We start from the raw sequence: 18,783 nt of genomic DNA, 5'->3' as shown, positions 1-18,783 counted from the left end.
TCTTGTTAAAGAACTGATTAAATCATGGTGATTTAATCGCTGATTCAGCAGTCAGTGCCGATCAGCAAGGCCGCCTATCTTACCGTGGCGACTTTCGTTGTCAAGCATTCGTTTTTCAGAAGAAGAAGGAAGCTTTCCAACTCACTAACGTTGCTCTCAAGCCCTGTCAGCGGAGGCGCATCTTACCGCGCCAGTTTGATTTGTCAACCGGCTGTTTTTCAATCAATCCAAACACCCCATCTTCAAACCGCACTTCCCGGTCAGCGATGATGATTCATTCTGCTGATCCGTGGGTGACCTTGGGGTCAGTCCGTAGAAGTGGTGCGAATAATAGAGAAATTTTGATGTTAATCAATAATTGATGATCACTTTACGTACAATCACCTACAAAACTGATTTATAGATTATGGATACCATTATGAGCCGTTAAAACGAGTGCTCACTTAAGTGCACAATGAAATACCACTATCAACAGTGCTGAGCTGCTTTACACCTGGTACGGGCTTTGCCTTACAAAGCCTTATTGGTTGGAACTTCTATTCATATTCATTATCTATGAGTTACTAAAACCAGTAATTAAGGGGAAAACAAATGCACTCAGGTCAGTACTCATCTACCACGCCCTCCTCCAGCAGGGCAACCTCTACTGAAACATCAATAGCAACTAGTCAGAATACACTCCCACCAAAAACCATATCCTCTTTTTACTACCGTGGCGTTAAGATTACGGCCGAAATGCCTGAAATATTCACGAAAGTAGAATGTTGCATTAAAAAGAATCACCTACCTGGAGAACTATACTATTGCACCTCTAAAGAAGTTCACTTGCTGTGTCGTCATTGCCTGAAGCACGAGCAACCAGACCCATATTCTAAACAACCAGGCACCCCGGATAATGCACCTGTATACCGTTGCCCTATCGATAACTCCGTGACCTATCGGGACCAATTTCAAACCCGTGAAATCAATTCCACATATTTATATCGATGCCCTTCAAACACCACCAATGAAAATGAAAATACTCTTTGTGAATGGCACGGGCCTTATAGCGATCTCCTGAAGCACATTGGCGTATGTGGAAATTTTTCTTTGAAAAACAAGGTAACCATGCTTCAACACGCGTGTTCGGAGGCTACTGAAAGCCACTCAGCGCTTGATAAACGCTTAGAAAAGCTGATAGAACGAGTAGGACAGATGGAGCCATTACTGCTCAAAGAGTCAGAATCCCTCATTGATGTAAAAATAGAATCACTGGATAAAAAAATTGATTCACTGAACCAACAACTGCAAACACTTACCCGGAATTTTAACCTCTCTCCTCAACATCCAGGACTGCCCCCCCGTGCCTCGCTGACATCAGGACTCCAGCAACGTATCACTGACCTTGAAAACCAACTGGCCGATGCATTTCATTTGATAGATCAACTTCTCAAAGCCCAATCCATACAAGGAAATCCGTTACCCACAGACGGCATCCTGCTTTGGAAAATTGATCAATTCAATGCCAAACGAAAGGATGCTATAAATGGTAAAAAGAATGACATATTTTCCCCTGTATTCTTTACAAACATTTATGGATATAAATTATGTGCAAGGCTCTACCCGAATGGTGACGGCATGGGAAAAGGAACACATATCAGCTTATTTTTGGTGGTGATGAAAGGTGACTACGATGAGACCCTGCGTTGGCCATTCCGACACAAAGTCCATTTTACCATTCTTGGTCCGACTCGCGACGAAGACGTGCATGACGCTTTCCGCCCCGACCCGAATTCGTCATCTTTTCAAAGACCTAGAAAGAATTGCAACATCGCTTCTGGCTGCCCTACTCTACTGACAATATCTACATCGAATCTGGATAAATACGTAAGGAATGACACTATGTTCATAAAGATCCGGATAGATTCCAGTGAGCCCTGATACCTTGCAAGCGGCTGCGACAGGGTTACTTAAATATTTATTATTGGCCATAGAAAAGCTCCCATTGTTGTAAATGGGAGCCTCGCAAAGCTAATTTAATAAGTTCAGAAACACAATCTCATTTAATAAAAGTATGCATTTATCATCCGGACTCTTCAACTGTACCTGTCTCGCGAAGTAATCTCCCGAGCAGCTGTTTATTTTCATCCGATAAATCACAAACTAACTCACTTTGATATTTACAGATCGTTTTATGCAATTCCTTGTGTGACAACAGCAGCTGCCGTAATGATGCCTGCCGGTGTTCGAAAAGCCAGTCGTATAATTGAATATCTGAATAGTTGATTGACTGATTCTCTTGAGGATCTACATTCTGATTACTAAGGTGGGTGCGAATAAGTCCACCCTCACCTTCAGTAACCCTTGGTCTTTTTGGCTTTGGAAAAAGGGACTTGTTCGCCGTTTCCCTGGTATCAACATAAGTCTCTTCCTCCCTGTCGCGCTTACGCTTGGCACTTTCAATATAATGCCGGTCAGGCGCTAACTTGAGCTTGATAAAATCTGAGGGTGGAGCGTTGAAAGCAGCATGCATGCGAGCCATGAAAGCGTCGGAACAATAGTGCATATAATGATCTTCCGGCTGGTAGATGAACGGACGAAGACTCATCTTTTCGGGGTGCTCACCCCTGGCTTGTGCCAGCAACGCTTCAAGCTTCATTTTATTCTGGTCATTCAGGTTGCTGGCAATCACTTCGACCGTGTTATCGATCAGATAAAAAGCCTCTCGAAAACCTTTCAGCAGTTTACCGATGTCCTCTGCCCGGGTTTCTATCAATGTATCTGAAATTGCCCCCTTCAGAACGCCAATATTTCCGGGGAAGTGGTATTTATAGGCGGCTTTCAAGACGTTGTTGCATAATGTCAGCTTTCGTTGCAACCCGCTATGTTCTTCACCCTTTTTATTGTTTTCAAAAGTATTGAAACACACCCAAAGCAATGACTGGCCCTCGTCGTCAATACCGTTCAGGGCCAACCCTGATTTTATCCAGTAGAGAAGCGTTTCGGTATCGCTATAGTAATGGTAAGGAATCATCATGTTGACAAAATTCGATGCCTCACTGGTGCATTGGCTTATATCCAACCCATAGTGAGCAAGCAGTGCCAGTTTTTCGCTGTGGAGTTTGCGGTCTTTGATAACTGCACTAAGGGGGCAGTATTCGGAACGGTTATCACCATCGCCAATAGTGGCTCCGGCCCGTAAAAGAAGAAGTGGCGTACCAATCCATGAGTAATATGAACACATGGTTTCAATCAGGGCTGTTTTATCATTGTCATTTTGTGCATTAAGTATATTCGGATTTTCCCTGACTGCATCCAGCAATATGACCATAAGCTCCGTGGTAGCACCAGCATTGGAGACATTATGCAATGGCGTATTACCCAGACGATCGGGCTTCAGCGAAGCCCCGTGTTTCAAAAGCCATTTAACGACGTTATCTGGATGCTCTGGGTAACCAGACCAATAAAGACTGTTCCTGCGATAAATACAGCTTGCATGACAAAACCGGTGCAACAGGGTTTCCCCGGCTTGGTTGATGGGCTGATCGATATCAACCCCCTCCTGACTAAAGTACCATTCCAGTTTGTCCAGAATTTTGTGGTCTCGCACGCCCAGTGGTGAATGCCAAAAGACCGTATCATGGGATCCATATGCAGATGCCCGGGATATAAAACTGGCGTCTTTGGCGTGAAGATCGATGGACCTGTTCTGTAACAGTTTATCTAATTCCCGAATGTCAGCATTGAGACGAAACAGCATATCGCACTGGCAATCCGTGGAGCGGACCAATTGTGTTGCGGGGGTTTTGCACACGACCAACTGACGACCATTGAATCCCCCTGCATCATCAGGCTGTATTGACAGGTGGTGGCAAACCATCGCAGGTAATTCAATAACCGACTTGAAAGCCGTGAGAGCCTCTGGCGTAACGGTATTCATAATACATCCTCCCGGGTGCGTTTTTTGTAAATTTCAATCCAATAAATCCATTTAAAAAAAGCGCGGGCCGATCACTGGACATAACCAACGAGTCAGTCTGGTATAATTTGAGAGATAATCAAGTATTCATTTTTCAGAAGAAGAAAGACGCTTTCCAACTCACTGACGTTGCCCGAAACCCTGCCAGCGGAGGCGCATTTACCGCGCCGACTTGATTTATCAACCGGTTGTTTTTCTTTCGATCAATCAACCATTGCTACAGACATTAAAAGACGGTGGCCTTCAGTTCACATGAAATATTGAAAACGCTGCATTTGATAAGGCACCACTTTCGCCTCAGTCATCGTCATTAGCGCGGCTTCTACTTCGCTTTGCTCTTCTAAAGCAGTATCGTCCACAAAGCCATTTTTGCTGAGCGGTGACAGGTATATGAGATCCCCCCCGGAAAGCTCCAGACTTTCGAGGGTAATCAACGTTTGTTTCAGATTTTCTCTTCTTAACTCCCATGGTGCCGCTCCGGTCAGCAGCGTCAGACCAATATTGACCCCAGCCCGCCTGGCACTGTTAATCATGGTTATACATTTATCAAGGTCTCCTGATTTCCCCAGGTTGGCTCTTAGCTCAGCCCAACCGGTTTCCAGACCAATCACCAAATGACGCAAACCGCTCTCACGCAACGCATTCCACTGCGCTGTTGTCCGTTTCGCACTGAAATCAGGATCAGCGAATGTACCAATCTCCCTTTTAAAAGTGCCAAGCTTTTCCTTGATTAAGGTCAAACAACACATCAGCCGCCTCTGGGACAGAGCCATTGCATTCGCTGAGCCAAGGAATACACCGGGAGATGAATGCACCTTTGCACCATACAGCTTTTTTACATCAGCAAGATGTTGGGCAAACGCCTGTTCATTAAGAACCTTGTAGGGCTTATCTTTATAGAAGGCACAGAACGTACACCGTCTGTTCGGGCACCCTGTTGCTGGCATAATAACAATATCGCCATAACGGTCAGGTGGGAGAATGGTGACTTCTTCGGGATAGACTTCACGATAGAGGTCAGCAATATCATTATAATCTTTATCGGTTAACTGCTGGCTTGCCCGGATGACTTTATTATCAGCAACAATATTTTTGATCCATCCCTGATACGCCTCAAGCACTCTGTCCATCTCACTAGCTGGCAGTCGCCTCGCCCCTGCACCCAACACTATTGAGCCATCCATGCAACGGCGATAGAACGATGCTCCATCCCTGAAAGAACACCAATACCCCTGACTGTTGATACGTGCTGACCGAAAGTGATTACTGTCTTCTATTTTACAGCCATCCTTCAGATGACGAATATCAATACCCATACAACACACCAGACAGGATTTCTGTTATCATTAAATTTGCTTGAGCCATTGGCAATCAAGGGCTGAAAAGAAAGACATTATAAAGGACAAGCATTTGCGAACATTTACAGTATTGGTATTTTATGTACTGTTTTCCGGGCAGCTTTCCAGCCAACAGGTGGCACACAGCGCTATGTGTAAAGAAGTTGTGTTGACCGGTTATCCTGACCTTCCGCCGGTAAGCTGGGGCGACTACCAGAGCACTCATGGCGCGGCCTCCGATTTGCTGACTGAAATTCTTGAAGAGGAAGGTATCCGTGTCATTAATGATTACTTTGGCGGAGCCAATCGGGTCACCCACAAACTTCGCCAGGGTATCATCCATATTAATCCGGCCATGACCTATCAGCAGAAATACCTGAATGAGGTCTACCATATCTACCCTCCTATTTACACGCAAAGCTATATGGTCGTAACCCGAAGAGATGATCAGCGTGATATCCGGCACTGGTCAGATATGAAGGATCTTAAAGGAGTTGCCCCTCGAAATGTCCGGTTCAGCAAAGCGTTTGAGAAGTACGCAGATGATCACCTTAATATTGTGAAAACCTTCCATGCACAGCAGGGCCTGAAAATGCTGAACGTTGGTCGTGTTGATTACGCCATCTACCCGCAGATTCAGGGTGATCTTTTTGTCTCCCTGCTTGACCTGGAAGGCAAGCTGGAAAAAATGCCCGTTGAGCTTTCCCCCTTTGATCTTTACATTGCGGTATCCAAAGCGCTTGGATGCACTCTACCCGTCAACAAAATTTCAGAGACATTGATCAATCGACAGGAATCAGGTTATGCAGACAAAGTATTAAACGACAGTCTTTACAAATGGATGGGGTTCAGCCTCGAAAAACGAAAGAACAGTATGAGATAGCCCAGTGATATCTCTCGAATTTAACCACCCTTTTCAGAAAATATCTCTAAATATTATCACTGCACTTCCCTTTATTATATTTAATTGATCTGAATCATTACGTATCTCATCTTTGATTTTTTAAAGTCTTTACATAATCACCATTTCGATAAATAGTAGTACGAGAAAGAGTCATCCATGAGTGTAGCTGAAGCTTCTCCAATGCCGGAGGTGAAACCGGGCGATTCCAAGTTGATGAATCGCTTCCTGAACGCCGTTGAAAAGGCAGGTAACAAACTGCCGGACCCGACACTGCTATTCCTTTATGGCATGGTCATTGTCTGGGTTTTGTCTGCCTTGATGTCCCAGTTGAGCCTGGATATGGTGCATCCGGCCACCGGTGAAACTGTCGCGGTTAAAAACCTGCTGACCGGCTCTGCTCTTGCGGCCTTTCTTGCCAGTATGGTTAAGAATTTTGCTGGCTTTGCCCCAATGGGTATCGTACTGGTTGCCATGCTGGGTATCGGCGTGGCGGAGAAATCCGGTTTCATCAATACCGGTCTCAAGAAAATGCTGGGTGTCACCCCGGTCAAACTGTTAACCCCAATGCTGATCCTGGTTGCCATTGTCAGCCATACTGCAGCTGATGCCGGTTACGTTCTGGTTATTCCTCTGGGTGGTATTATCTTCCATGCGGCGGGCCGTCATCCTTTAGCAGGTATCGCTGCGGCATTTGCCGGTGTATCCGGTGGTTTCTCTGCCAACTTTATCCCATCCGGTATCGATCCACTGCTGCAGGGCTTTACTCAGTCGGCTGCACAGATTCTGGACCCGGCTTTCCAGATGAACCCACTGGCCAATCTGTTCTTCACCGGTGCGTCCAGTATTGTCATCATCGCTATTGGCTGGTATGTCACTGACAAAATTGTTGAGCCACGTCTGCGAGGAACCACCACTCTGGATGAAGATGCGGAGAAAGCACCTGACCTGAGCTCCTTTACGCCAGAAGAAAGCAAAGCCTTTAATGCCGCTGGCCTGGCTATGCTGGCGGGTATCGCAGTGCTGGTTGCTGCCGTGATTCCTGAGACTTCGCCACTGCGCTCGCCGACCGGTGAAATCACCGCATTCTCGGCACCGTTGATGCAGTCTATCGTACCGCTGATTTTTATCCTGTTTATCATTCCGGGTATTGTCTACGGAAAGGTTTCTGGTACCTTCAAGACCTCTAAAGACACCGTTGTTGCCATGAACAGCACCATGTCCACCATGGGCTCTTACCTGGTTATGTCTTTCTTCTGTGCGCAGTTCCTGTACGCGTTCTCCCAGTCTAACCTGGGTACCGTATTGGCCCTGAGTGGTGCGGAAGTTCTGCAGGCCATGAACCTGCCCGGTGAAATTACAGTTATTGGTATGATCCTGCTGACCGCCACCGTTAACCTGGTGATCGGCTCTTCTTCTGCCAAATGGGCACTGATTGGTCCAATCCTGGTACCCATGCTGATGGCGGTGGGCATCTCGCCAGAACTGTCTCAGGCGGCTTATCGTGTTGGTGACTCGGTTTCCAACATCATTTCTCCGCTGATGGTTTACTTCCCACTGGTGGTGGTTTACTGCCAGCGTTATGTGAAGAACTCCGGTATCGGCTCCCTGGCTTCCATGATGATGCCATACTCCATCGCCATGCTGATCGGCTGGACTATCTTCCTGCTGGTTTACTGGGCGCTTGGTCTGCCACTGGGCATTCAGGCTTCTTACACTTACCCGGCCATGTAATATTCATCTCATTCTTTAAGGGGCTCAGGCCCCTTTTTTTATAACCATTTTTCACCTTTCCCCGGGAAGGGAACTTATTTCATCAAAAAGGGTCTATCTTTCTAGTAAGCCATGCTTGAGAGGGTTCCTGATTGTGTTCAATCTGATGAAAATTATCGAGGGAATGACACCCACCAGCTGGATGATTGCAGCTATCTGCCTGCTGTCATGGATTGCTATCATCCACTACTCCGGCAAGGTGACTGAGAAACATTGGGGCGACAGGGAATCCGGAGCCCTTGTTGGTTTTTTTCTGCCCGGCTTTGTCTTTATGGCAATGCTTTATCTTATGTAAATTCAAACTCCCTCTTTGCTGTCTGTGTGATCTGTTGCTTTCTAAACGCGCAATAACGAACACCCTTTCTAATTCAACGCTTCTTTATCCAGCCATGCTCCTTACCAGGACTCAACTACTCCGAGAGTGATAAGCCCACTCATATTGGACTTGCATTTTAACCTGGATATGCGAATATTCGCATATTCATATATTTGAGTAATTTTGATGCTACCCCCTGAGTTCTTCAAAATGATGGCGGATGAAATTCGGCTCCGCTGCCTGCTGCTAATAGCCCGGCAAGGTGAGTTGTGTGTCTATGAACTGGTATCTGCCCTTAATGAGCCACAGCCCAAGATATCCCGACATCTGGCACAAATGCGAAATCACGGTTTGTTAAAAACCCGTCGTAAAGATCAATGGATTTTCTATTCCGTAGCAGAAAGCCTGCCCGGCTGGATGAACAAAATCATTGACGGCCTTCGCCACTCAAACTGTCTGAAAAGTGAGTATCAGCAGGATACCGACCGGCTGGAATCAATGCCTGACCGCCCTGTTAAGGAGTAAGAAAATGACGATCAAAGTAGGTATTAATGGCTTCGGCCGTATTGGCAGACTTGCTCTGAGAGCTGCATGGCACTGGCCGGACATAGAGTTCGTCAGAATCAATGACGTGGCAGGGAACAGCGCAACACTGGCCCACCTGCTGGAATTTGACTCTGTACAAGGTACCTGGCAGGAAACCATTTCATCGGATGACCGACATATTTTCATCAATGGTCAGAGTATTGAGTGCTTTCAGGAAAAAGAGATCACTGCCGTAAACTGGTCGGATTGTGATGTGGTGATCGATGCCACAGGTGTTCACAAGGCAACAGCCAAACTTAACCAGTATCTTGAGCAAGGCGTTAAACGAGTGGTCGTCACCGCCCCCGTCAAGGAAGAAGGTGTTCTGAATGTGGTTATGGGGGTAAATGATAATCTCTATGATGCCAGCCAGCATCGCATTGTCACTGCCGCCTCATGCACCACCAACTGCATAGCGCCTGTTGTTAAAGTCATTCACGAAAACCTTGGCATTACCCGCGGCGCTATCACCACCGTTCATGACCTGACCAATACCCAGACGATTCTGGATGCCCCCCATAAGGACCTGAGAAGAGCCCGTGCCTGTGGCATGTCCCTGATCCCGACAACAACCGGTTCTGCCACCGCCATCACTCAGATTTTTCCTGACCTGGAGGGTCGGTTGAATGGCCATGCTATCCGGGTTCCGCTGGCAAATGCTTCTATCACCGATATGGTGTTTGACGTATCCCAGGATACTTCGGTGGAGGAAGTTAATCAGCTGTTGAAATCCGCCGCCGGGGATTCACTGAACGGCATCCTCGGTTATGAAGAGAGACCCCTGGTTTCCATCGATTACCGTGGCGACCAGCGCTCTTCAATTATTGATGCACTGTCCACTATGGTGGTTGATCAGCGCATGGTAAAAATTTATGCCTGGTACGACAATGAAATGGGCTACGCCTGTCGTACGGCCGAACTGGCGCTCAAGGTTGGCAGAGAAAACTCCTGATGACTGAGACTACCCACGTTGAAAACACCAGGCAGTTCCGGCAACAACAGATAAGAAATTATGCGCTTATCACCTTCAACTATTGGAACTTCACCCTGACCGATGGTGCCCTGCGCATGCTTGTGGTTCTCCACTTCTATGCGCTGGGTTATTCCGGTTTGGAAATTGCCATGCTGTTTCTCTTTTATGAGTTCTTCGGGGTAGTCACTAACCTGCTTGGCGGCTGGCTGGGTGCCCGAATCGGTCTGAACAGAACCATGAATATCGGCCTGTTTATGCAGATCACCGCTTTGCTGATGCTGTCAGTCCCGGCCCAGTTCCTGTCTATACCTCTGGTGATGTTTGCCCAGGCTATTTCAGGCATCGCCAAGGACCTGAATAAGATGAGCGCGAAGACCTCCATAAAAACCCTGGTCAGTAGCCAGCAGGCGGGAAAACTCTATCGCTGGATAGCCATTTTGACGGGGTCCAAAAATGCCCTGAAAGGTGCAGGTTTCTTTCTGGGCGGAGCCCTGCTCAGTCTGATTGGTTTTCAGAGCGCCATGCTGACCATGGCGTCTGTATTGACCCTGGTGCTGGCAGGCAGCCTGATATGGCTGCAAAAAGACCTTGGTAAAGCCCACAGTAAGCCCAAATTTACCCAGATATTCTCCAAGAGCAAGGCCATCAACACGCTCTCTGCGGCCCGCCTTTTTCTCTTTGCCTCCCGGGACGTATGGTTTGTCATCGCCCTTCCTATATCCCTGAGTGCCGTTTTTGGCTGGAGCCATGTGGAAACGGGGAGTTTCATGGCTATATGGGTGATTGGTTATGGCCTGGTTCAGGGTTTTGCGCCCAAAATTACCGGGGCTGAGAACCAGCATATCCAGAGTCGCACCGCCCTTGCATTATGGTCAGCAACACTATTACTGGTGTCGGTCCTGCTGGCGCTGGCGATCACATACCAGTGGTATCCCCAGTTGAGTCTGATTATCGGCCTACTGATTTTTGGCGGGGTTTTCGCCATCAACTCATCGCTGCACTCTTACCTGATAGTCTCTTTTGCCCGGGAAGAAGGCGCATCTATGGATGTTGGCTTTTATTACATGGCCAACGCCATGGGGCGTTTAACCGGGACCGTGCTTTCAGGATTGGCTTTTCAATGGGGAGGACTGGCAGCCTGCCTGTGGATCTCTTCACTCTTTATCATGCTCACTGCCATCATTTCACTGACGATGCCGGATCATAATCCGTAACACCGATTCTTGCCCAACAGCAGCTAAACCCAACCATCCAACCACCAGCGTCCTCATCATTCATGAGGCGCTGGCTTTTGAAGAATTTGTATTGACCAGATTGTATCAGAGAGGAACTTTTATAAGAACGAGTGGTCTCACACTGTAAGCCTTTAATTCTATAATTCAATGACTAATCCCTATTTAACCTCACACTCCTTGTATGCGGAATTTCAAAAAGCGTATGAGTCTGTTATGTCAGGCAGTGAATTGGTTTTTAAAGCCTGTCCACAGCAAAGTAGTATGGTATTCGGGCTGCGAGTTGGTCAAACTGAACCCCGTAATTATTTCAACAACTTGATTCCATGTAGTGCAAGTCTCCATAACCCACTCAGTGATTCCCGCTTTAAAAAAGTGCCAATCAGGGTTATTTACTCTCAAAGCTCGTCAGTTATTAATATTCATCACAATCCTTGTGAAGTTCCTAATCCATTACCCAATAATCACCATATTGTTGATCCTCGCTTTGTGCGAGCAATGCCAGTTTCTATAATCAACCCTCGAACAAATAGTGAACAGCTTCAACAAAATATACCTCCTGCAAGAAATGAGTTGCATTTTAACGCTCTTGCCTCCAGCCTTGGTGAATCTCCGCCCCTCTCTCATGATAAGCCTAAACGAAAGGCTAACGCACAGCACGGGAAAGTAAGCACTGCCAAACAAACTCAAGCTAAGCCCGGAAAAGAGCTCCCCTGTACCAAGGCCAAGAAAAGGAAGACATACGTCGAAGAGGCTGAGAAACGGAAGGCTTACTACAAGGCCTGGGCACAGTCGGAGAGAGGAAAGGCTTTGAAGCGAGCCTGGGAAAATTCTGAGAAGGGGAAGACTTGCCGCAGAGCCAGCCGGAAGGCTTACGCACATTCAGAGAAAGGAAAGGCTTACCAGAAGGCTTACTCACAATCCAAGGAACGGAAGGCTTACCTGAAGGCTTACTCACAGTCCGAAAGAGCGAAAGCTGCCAGACGAGCTTACAGGCATTCCGAAAAAGGGAGAGCTACCCAACGAGCCTGGGAACAATCTCTGAAAAGGAAGGCTTACAAAAAGGCTTATTCACAGTCCGAAAGAGGAAAAGCTGCCAAACGAGCTTACACACAATCCGAAAAAGGGAAAGCTACCTATCGAGCCCGGAAACAGTTCCTGAAAATGAAGGCTTTACAGAGTGCTTCCCATCAAGCTTTCAAGCACACCAGTGATCAAGAACAAGAGAAGATCACTGGTAAGCATGCGACCGTTTTATCAGCACAAACATCTGAAGCGACCGAATACAAATGATTCCTCTGATAGCCCTGATTACGGGCAGCGCCAAATCCTTACTGACCGGTGAGTTGAGCCCCATCGACTCGATAAATCAGCTTGATATGTCACCGTCTGACATTGCCTCTGCAAAACAACAATTGCCCATTTACCCGATACCCTCACCAGCAGCACTTTATTTCTCGGCTTCTTGTACTATCCACGACAGCTCCCCAATTAACAGCAAAGAACTTAACGACTATCAAATAGTAGAGCTTGACGAAAATGCTATTCCAGGCTGTTTATCCCGGAGCGAAATAGATACTCAAGACACTGGAAGTATTAGCTCAACGGCTACTGATATGTCAGCCGCAGTGACGCCCGACACCAGCATCAGCATTGAACAGACCTCAGGGCTTCACGATAATTACTCAATGAAGAACAGCCCGCCGTCCGATCCCTGGCCACAAGGAATATTGAGCAAGGATGACCATATAAACTACGGTGATTTAAGGGACTGGCTGAATGACTTAAATGGTATCTACGATGAAGAGCCTGTGTTTCGCTCTATTTTTAACCTTCCCTACCCCTCAGATCAATCTCAACTATTCCCGGATCAAATAAGCACTCACCCAACCTATGGCTGGGTTTTTGATAACTTTCTGACGGACTGGATTAATGACAGGGTAATGCAGGTTATCACACCTGATCCGGGTGAGCTTATGGATGACAGCACTGTCAACGATAACAATCAATCACAGCAAACTGAGGCTTCAAAGACATTTGACCAGATATACATTCCCTTTATTGAGACGTTTGACCGCCAGGATGAAGAGCAGGCAAAAGAGTTCTTCCAGAAAATATATGAACTGCTGGCTCCTCTCAGAGGACTTCTGGTTATTGCTATCGCGGGAGTTGATAGAGGTAATGGCAATATTACCAAAGGGCAGAGACTTTCAAGGTTATTAAACCAGTCAGGAATTCCTGCTTCCAATATCAAAGTCATTGCATCACACGGGCACAGTTATGTATTGGCCAAAAGAGGTGAGGACAGGGATCATTTTGAATCCAGCCCGGAACCCTACAGGAAAAGCGCCTGCTAACCACCCGTGCAAACTTCGGCGAATTTTTAAACAAACGCACGAATCTTGAAAGACAAAAAGCGGAGAACTCAAAGGGACAATTCTTCCGCTTTTTCTTTTGCAAACTCTAAAAACGACAAAACCCTCACGACAGGTATCGTAAGGGTTAAGGTGTATGGCGGACCGGACGGGACTCGAACCCGCGACCTCCGGCGTGACAGGCCGGCATTCTAACCGACTGAACTACCGGTCCGCTATCTAGTTTCTAGTACTTGGATACTAGTTTCTAGCTGGTGGGTGATGACGGGATCGAACCGCCGACCCTCTGCTTGTAAGGCAGATGCTCTCCCAGCTGAGCTAATCACCCTGCGCTTGTGGCCGGTATAATATCGAATCGAGAGATAGTGTCAATCCCTTTTTCGGGATTCATCCGGAAAATCCTCGAACAAGAATCTCGAATAACAAATAAGCATCAAACTCAGGGTAAATCTTTTATTGCTTTGCTCAGCCCCCCAGATGGATATAACTCTTTACCCGCCCCTCTTCTTTCAGCTGATCAATACGCACCTGCTGGATGGCAACACCATGCTTTGTTTGCAGCAGGACAAGCCATTTAAGCAGTTTCTGGTAGGCAGCATCTTCAACCCAAACCGAGAGACCCTTGCGGTCTGGCTGCACTCTTCCCAGGGTAATACCTGCCTGTTGGGCAACATTGGCAGCTATGGAAGAGAGTTCCTGACGGGGTGAAGCTCTTTGTTGATTTTTCTGCAGGTCACGGGCTCTGGGTAAATTATTGTGTAACCAGGTGTTCATTTCCTGCTGATAGAGATAGTTGCTTTTCTGAGCCTTTGACCATTGGCTTATGGGCTCCCAAATCAGCAGATAGATGAGTGCTGAAAGCACCAGAGTAAAAAGCAGTTGGAGTATTTTACGATCTCCGGAAGGCCGCATTTCATACCAGGATTTACAGTGCTGCCAGTACGGGTTAGCCATTAGCAGGCTATTCAGTTTTTGCATGGTTCCCCCCAATCATCTCCTGATCATAACTCTGGCAATCACACCGGACTTACCCTGGTTAGCGTTATCCAGCTTACCTTGTAAGCCGACAGTATTGAGCTTTTCCAGAAGCTGGTTCACCGTGTCCAACTCACCGGTTGCAAATTCATAGACCAATTGACCGGTAGCCTCGTTGAAATCAAGATGCCTGGGCTCAAGTTTTACCTTGTCGCCCATTGTGCCAGAAACACGGGAAAGAGCCTGAAGCATGGATAGAAAAGGGGTTTCGGAGGTTTGAGTATCCAGAGTACGAAAGCGGTGCTCCATTATTTGCTTAACATTAAAAGACATCTGTTGTCGTGCTTGTGCCTGCTGGGCTTGTCGGTCATTGGGGAATACCGAGAGGTAGTTTTTTATGGAATCCCTCCAGAGCGATTCCGACTTATTCTGATAAATCACGCCTTCTGCGGCTGACAGTCCAAGCTCAAGGACCAGCCAACAAGCAGCTGTGGCCAATAAGGGCCACCAGCGCCTGATAAATCGCCCTGCTCTTCTCGGGCACTGATAGGCCCCCTGTCGGAAATCAAGCAGCTGATTGTTGTGCCTTTCAGCAAAATAGAGCCCGGCAAAATACTCAAAGACCGAGCGCTTAAGCGGTACCTTATCGACGAGCCAACCACGCTCAGCAAGCAAACCGGATGTTTCATCCATTCTGGTTACGGCAACCGCCAGCGTGTTGTCAGAGAACATCAATCTGACTTTAGAGGGCAGCTCATCCACTGTTTCAGCAACCGTATTATCGAGAGAGCTGGCCAGAGTATCAGGGAGTTGATGATCTCCCTGATCGGGATGATCCGGAAATACGAAAGGGAGCGCTTCGTAATTCAGGGTAACGCCTTCACGACCGGGTGAGGCCATCATCACAGCATCATTGTCCATTATCAGGCAGGAATATCCCGGCTCAGCCTTCAGAAACTGCATTTCAGCCAGGATGCTGGTAAGGGGTAACTGATGTTCCTCAAAAAGTGCCAGCATGGCCTGTAGGGTTGAATGGGGAATACCGGCGACAGAAACCTGCAAGTCCCTGTCAGGAAAACCATGAACAATATGCATGGTTTCAATATCCTGGGCCAGGTGCTCCTCCACCAGATAAGGGAGTGCGGTTGCCAGGTGCTTTTTCTGGCCAGCATTAATCGTCAGGTGTTTATACAAACAAAGCGATCCCCCCAGGAGCAGAATCACCTCATCCGGCAGACGGTCAACGTCCTCTCGATCTTCAGGCTCGTCAGCACACCATGCTGCTCTGAGCTGATCGATCGCTGTTAAATGGAGTTCTCCAGGGAGTGAGCCTGTTGATGTGAATTTTCCCCACTGAACAACGGTATTGGCATCAACAGAGCTGACTGGAGCAGGTATTCGAACCAATAGTATTTTTTTCATTACATAGTCCCTGAGCTCTCTGTTAAATCGGCTTTATTAGCAGGAGCCCAATATTGACCCGGCCCGATTTCTCTCCCGATAACCTGCACATGCCCCTCACTGCTTCGGTAAAAAATCGTTTTCAAGTAAAAGGCAGTCTCTCTGTACGTTGCCTTAATCCGGGCACTGAAATACTGACTGCCGAATACTACCCGTTCATTTTGATTTCTCTCATTAAAAATCCCGGCCTTTCCAGATAGAGCGACAAGCTGATTCAATTCTTCAATATTGGATAACCCGGCATCGCCCCGGCGGCTAATGATCATTAAGGCATCCCCTTCGGAGATATTCTTGTTTAACGAGCGGATAACCTCTGGAAGGGCAGTGTTCATATTCATTTTTGATGATCTGGGTATAACCGTAATATATGGCAACAGTTTTTCAACTTCCTCGTTATTAAAACCATCAATTAACATCAATTCCGAAACTGACGTCATCTCAGTCTGTCCGGTTCGTCTTGGAGGAACAAGCGATAGATAGACCTGATCTTCCGTTCCCCGGGATACACTTTTCTGCTCTTTGCTCATCCAGCGAGCTATTTTGTCGGCCAGTTGTGGGTCCATGGACTGAGCTGTCAGCAGATTCTCAAACATTTGCACAGCCGGTGAACCACCTCTTTCAGCCCGCTGTTCACCTGAGGGCTTACTGTCATCAGCAAGCCAGTTCAAATTAAACCGGCTCTGCTCATCCTGAACCTGTAATTTGATAACACCCTGTTCAACGTCATAGTTGATGGTTTCAACATTCCACAGCTCATTTTCATGATCCACCATTCGGTTATTCTTTTTATCCTGTTGAAAATCTTGTTCCAGCAGCCATGCGACGTACTGTTCAGCGCCCAGCGCATAGTGTTTTGCCTGGGTTCTTTCCAGATATCGGGCATTCTTCTCAGTGTGCAGCCAGAGATTCATAACGATCTCAGAAGCGACCGTTGTGATCAGCAAAAAAATCAACAGCACATAAATAAGAGCAATCCCTGATTGGTGCCATGACGGGAATTTACCGGGCGAAGCCATAACTGGCTGACGGTTTTCAGCAGGCTCAATAACCATCGACACTATCTCCGGAGCGGCCTCTGGGATGTGGCCGTATGTTACCCGGCGCGTTATTCCTGTTCTCCTGAGATGGTTCTCCCTCTTTATTGCCCTGATCAGGTTTGTAGGTGATCAGCGGAACCAAGGTGACCATGGTCCCCATCGTCTCATGAACAATGGTCAGCTCCACGGCCGTCGGTACTTGATCTACGCGCCCCACATTAGCAGCTGACTGAAGGTTCTGTTTTGGAGGCCAGCTGCTTATCCATTCCTTGTGATCATTGCGGAATCGTACTTTCACGCTGTTCACACCAGACAGCACAACCTGACGAATACGAGTAGATTCCGGCACCCTGTCCAAAGTAGGCCAGTAATAACGGATTAATTGATGATCCTCCACGGCATAAGACACACGCTGAAGTGTACTTCGTGCTGCCTTAAGGGGGTTTTGCCATCCTGAACGGGTAAACTCCATTAACGTCCGGCCCGGACCCGGTGCTTTCACGGCAGCCTGCTGCAAGCCTTGTTCATCCCTGACCGGTCTTCGGGTTATTTGCAACACGTCTTTTTCCAGAATGATTTCGGCCCGTTGTAATTTATCCATGTCATCCAGCACCAACTGCGTTGCTTCCTGCGCACGGGTTACTGACATAAACAGCTTATAGGCTGCCGTACTGATCATACTGAACAGTACGATAGCAACCATTAGCTCGAGAAGGGTAAAGCCATTGGGAATGAGTGATAGACGCTGCCCGCTGCCCGTTGCCCGTTGCCCGAAAAAGCACCGATACTCCCATTTTTTATGGTTAGCGGGCAACAGGTGGCAGGATACGACCTTGAACAGTCCAGCTAATATTTGGACCTGACTCCAGAGCAAGCCTCCGGCAACAGGAGATGCTTTACAAAACATTATTGTCGGGGCCTCCTCAGCCAGGTAGATAACCTTGCCAGGGGAACAGCACCTTTTTCTGGTTCAGACTCACCGATAAATACTTCAACCTGCACCTTTCTGAAATCGGGTGACCCGGTGGATGCGGATGTTTCCCGAACATACCACTGAAAACCGGCATAGCTTTCAATTTGGGGCCGAACTGCTGAACCACTCCAGCGCCCCTCGGCATAAAGTGTATTGAGATAGTGGTCGGCAATCTGCGAAGCCAGTATTTTTTCCTTCTGATATCGGGTCTGGCGAATGCTGTTGCCATCAGAAAGAATCAGCATAGAGGCGGCCAGGGCAAATACGGCCAGAGCTACCATAACTTCCAGCAGGGTAAAACCCTGACTGCGACTCAGGTTTCTGTCAGGTAGAAAAAGCCGGTTTAGCCTGAAATCCCGATAACTCATAGCAACGCCCGTTACTCCCTGACCCATTCAATATCTGACAATCCGTCTGTGCGCAGATAGAGTGACTGTTTGCTGTTGGCAACCGGAACAATGCCGAGCCTGAACGGGGTTACCTGGTAGTCTGAATAGAAAACAATGGATGGATACTGTTCATCCACATCAAAAGGCATGGAATTCTCACTGGACTCCAGGCTCAGGCTTAATGTGTCTGGCAGCAACCTTGGCTGAAAAGGGGATTGCTCCAATTCAGCCCACTCCTGAGTATCTGCCGGTAATACCCACCAGCGGTAATACCCCTCGTTATCAATTGAGAAGCCGTAGTGAGTATTTTCCAGCAGCGCTTTGTCACGAACCTGGGTAAATAATGCCTGCAATCGTGTCGCTTCTTTTTGCACCACCTTGTGAATACTGCCGGTTATCGGGCTTAGCAGGGTAATACCCAGAAGAACACCGATGATGACCACCACCACCAGCATTTCGATCAGGGTAAATCCTCGCTGTTGAGGTGATGCCATTTTC

At 47.5% G+C, this 18,783-nt stretch carries 17 protein-coding genes and 2 tRNA genes; 9 read left to right on the top strand and 10 right to left on the bottom strand.

All coding sequences use genetic code 11. From position 1 onward, the window contains the following. Window positions 1-591 precede the first annotated feature (591 nt). On the top strand, window positions 592-1,920 hold the full coding sequence (locus J7439_RS13365) for a hypothetical protein (protein ID WP_209202337.1): 1,329 nt from the start codon (window positions 592-594) through the stop codon (window positions 1,918-1,920). Between the two features lie 142 nt (window positions 1,921-2,062). Here J7439_RS13365 and J7439_RS13360 read toward each other — a convergent pair whose 3' ends face one another. Together J7439_RS13360 and J7439_RS13355 are read right to left on the bottom strand one after the other, a co-directional pair. Continuing rightward, entirely contained in the window at window positions 2,063-3,919 is a 1,857-nt protein-coding gene (locus tag J7439_RS13360) for an ankyrin repeat domain-containing protein (protein WP_209202335.1), read from the bottom strand. Between the two features lie 287 nt (window positions 3,920-4,206). After that, complete coding sequence (locus J7439_RS13355; RefSeq protein ID WP_209202333.1) at window positions 4,207-5,274, bottom strand: radical SAM protein; 1,068 nt, start codon at window positions 5,272-5,274, stop codon at window positions 4,207-4,209. A 94-nt stretch (window positions 5,275-5,368) separates the two neighbouring features. Here J7439_RS13355 and J7439_RS13350 point away from each other — a divergent pair, with 94 nt between their 5' ends. The 8 genes from J7439_RS13350 (at window position 5,369) to J7439_RS13315 (ending at window position 13,432) form a co-directional block, all read left to right on the top strand. Further along, complete coding sequence (locus J7439_RS13350) at window positions 5,369-6,178, top strand: substrate-binding periplasmic protein (RefSeq protein ID WP_209202331.1); 810 nt, start codon at window positions 5,369-5,371, stop codon at window positions 6,176-6,178. 201 nt (window positions 6,179-6,379) lie between these two features. After that, window positions 6,380-7,930 carry an AbgT family transporter gene (locus J7439_RS13345; RefSeq protein ID WP_353623058.1) on the top strand — a complete coding sequence of 517 codons (1,551 nt, stop codon included), beginning with the start codon at window positions 6,380-6,382 and terminating at the stop codon, window positions 7,928-7,930. Between the two features lie 145 nt (window positions 7,931-8,075). Next, complete coding sequence (locus J7439_RS13340) at window positions 8,076-8,264, top strand: hypothetical protein (RefSeq protein ID WP_209202327.1); 189 nt, start codon at window positions 8,076-8,078, stop codon at window positions 8,262-8,264. Window positions 8,265-8,471: 207 nt separating this feature from the next. Then, window positions 8,472-8,810 (top strand): metalloregulator ArsR/SmtB family transcription factor, encoded by a 339-nt coding sequence (locus J7439_RS13335; RefSeq protein WP_353623057.1) that lies wholly within the window; start codon window positions 8,472-8,474, stop codon window positions 8,808-8,810. Window positions 8,811-8,814: 4 nt separating this feature from the next. Continuing rightward, window positions 8,815-9,822, top strand: a complete 1,008-nt coding sequence (locus J7439_RS13330) for an ArsJ-associated glyceraldehyde-3-phosphate dehydrogenase (RefSeq protein ID WP_209202323.1) — start codon at window positions 8,815-8,817, stop codon at window positions 9,820-9,822. After that, window positions 9,822-11,057 carry an organoarsenical effux MFS transporter ArsJ gene (gene arsJ, locus J7439_RS13325; protein ID WP_209202321.1) on the top strand — a complete coding sequence of 412 codons (1,236 nt, stop codon included), beginning with the start codon at window positions 9,822-9,824 and terminating at the stop codon, window positions 11,055-11,057. The genes J7439_RS13330 and arsJ overlap by 1 nt, the downstream gene beginning before the upstream one ends. A gap of 234 nt (window positions 11,058-11,291) precedes the next feature. Next, entirely contained in the window at window positions 11,292-12,368 is a 1,077-nt protein-coding gene (locus tag J7439_RS13320) for a hypothetical protein (RefSeq protein WP_209202319.1), read from the top strand. Beyond that, window positions 12,365-13,432: a hypothetical protein gene (locus J7439_RS13315; protein ID WP_209202317.1), complete on the top strand. Its 1,068-nt coding sequence runs from the start codon at window positions 12,365-12,367 to the stop codon at window positions 13,430-13,432. Before J7439_RS13320 ends, J7439_RS13315 begins: the two co-directional genes overlap by 4 nt. Before the next feature lie 155 nt (window positions 13,433-13,587). On the opposite strand, the gene J7439_RS13310 is transcribed toward J7439_RS13315, so the two are convergent. The 8 genes from J7439_RS13310 to gspH all read right to left on the bottom strand — a co-directional run bounded on the left by J7439_RS13310 (window position 13,588) and on the right by gspH (window position 18,779). Next, window positions 13,588-13,664: transfer RNA gene (locus J7439_RS13310), tRNA-Asp, on the bottom strand. Window positions 13,665-13,702: 38 nt separating this feature from the next. Then, a tRNA-Val gene (locus tag J7439_RS13305) sits at window positions 13,703-13,778 on the bottom strand. Window positions 13,779-13,915: 137 nt separating this feature from the next. Beyond that, the gene (locus tag J7439_RS13300; protein WP_209202315.1) at window positions 13,916-14,428 is read right to left on the bottom strand and encodes a type II secretion system protein M; all 513 of its coding nucleotides are present in this window, start codon (window positions 14,426-14,428) and stop codon (window positions 13,916-13,918) included. Between the two features lie 12 nt (window positions 14,429-14,440). Next, window positions 14,441-15,847 (bottom strand): type II secretion system protein GspL, encoded by a 1,407-nt coding sequence (gene gspL, locus J7439_RS13295; protein ID WP_209202313.1) that lies wholly within the window; start codon window positions 15,845-15,847, stop codon window positions 14,441-14,443. Next, window positions 15,847-16,938: a type II secretion system minor pseudopilin GspK gene (gspK, locus tag J7439_RS13290; RefSeq protein WP_209202311.1), complete on the bottom strand. Its 1,092-nt coding sequence runs from the start codon at window positions 16,936-16,938 to the stop codon at window positions 15,847-15,849. Before gspK ends, gspL begins: the two co-directional genes overlap by 1 nt. After that, the gene (gene gspJ / locus J7439_RS13285; protein ID WP_209202309.1) at window positions 16,928-17,830 is read right to left on the bottom strand and encodes a type II secretion system minor pseudopilin GspJ; all 903 of its coding nucleotides are present in this window, start codon (window positions 17,828-17,830) and stop codon (window positions 16,928-16,930) included. The genes gspK and gspJ overlap by 11 nt, the downstream gene beginning before the upstream one ends. Then, on the bottom strand, window positions 17,830-18,291 hold the full coding sequence (gene gspI, locus J7439_RS13280) for a type II secretion system minor pseudopilin GspI (protein WP_209202307.1): 462 nt from the start codon (window positions 18,289-18,291) through the stop codon (window positions 17,830-17,832). The genes gspJ and gspI overlap by 1 nt, the downstream gene beginning before the upstream one ends. Continuing rightward, window positions 18,276-18,779, bottom strand: coding sequence for a type II secretion system minor pseudopilin GspH (gspH, locus tag J7439_RS13275; protein WP_209202305.1), 504 nt, complete (start codon window positions 18,777-18,779; stop codon window positions 18,276-18,278). The genes gspI and gspH overlap by 16 nt, the downstream gene beginning before the upstream one ends. Window positions 18,780-18,783: the final 4 nt, after the last annotated feature.

It is taken from the genome of Salinisphaera sp. G21_0, from assembly GCF_017744115.1.
GTDB lineage: Bacteria > Pseudomonadota > Gammaproteobacteria > Pseudomonadales > Endozoicomonadaceae > Endozoicomonas.
The sequence above is the reverse complement of the archived record's forward strand: the minus strand, read 5'-3'. Positions and strand labels throughout refer to the sequence as shown.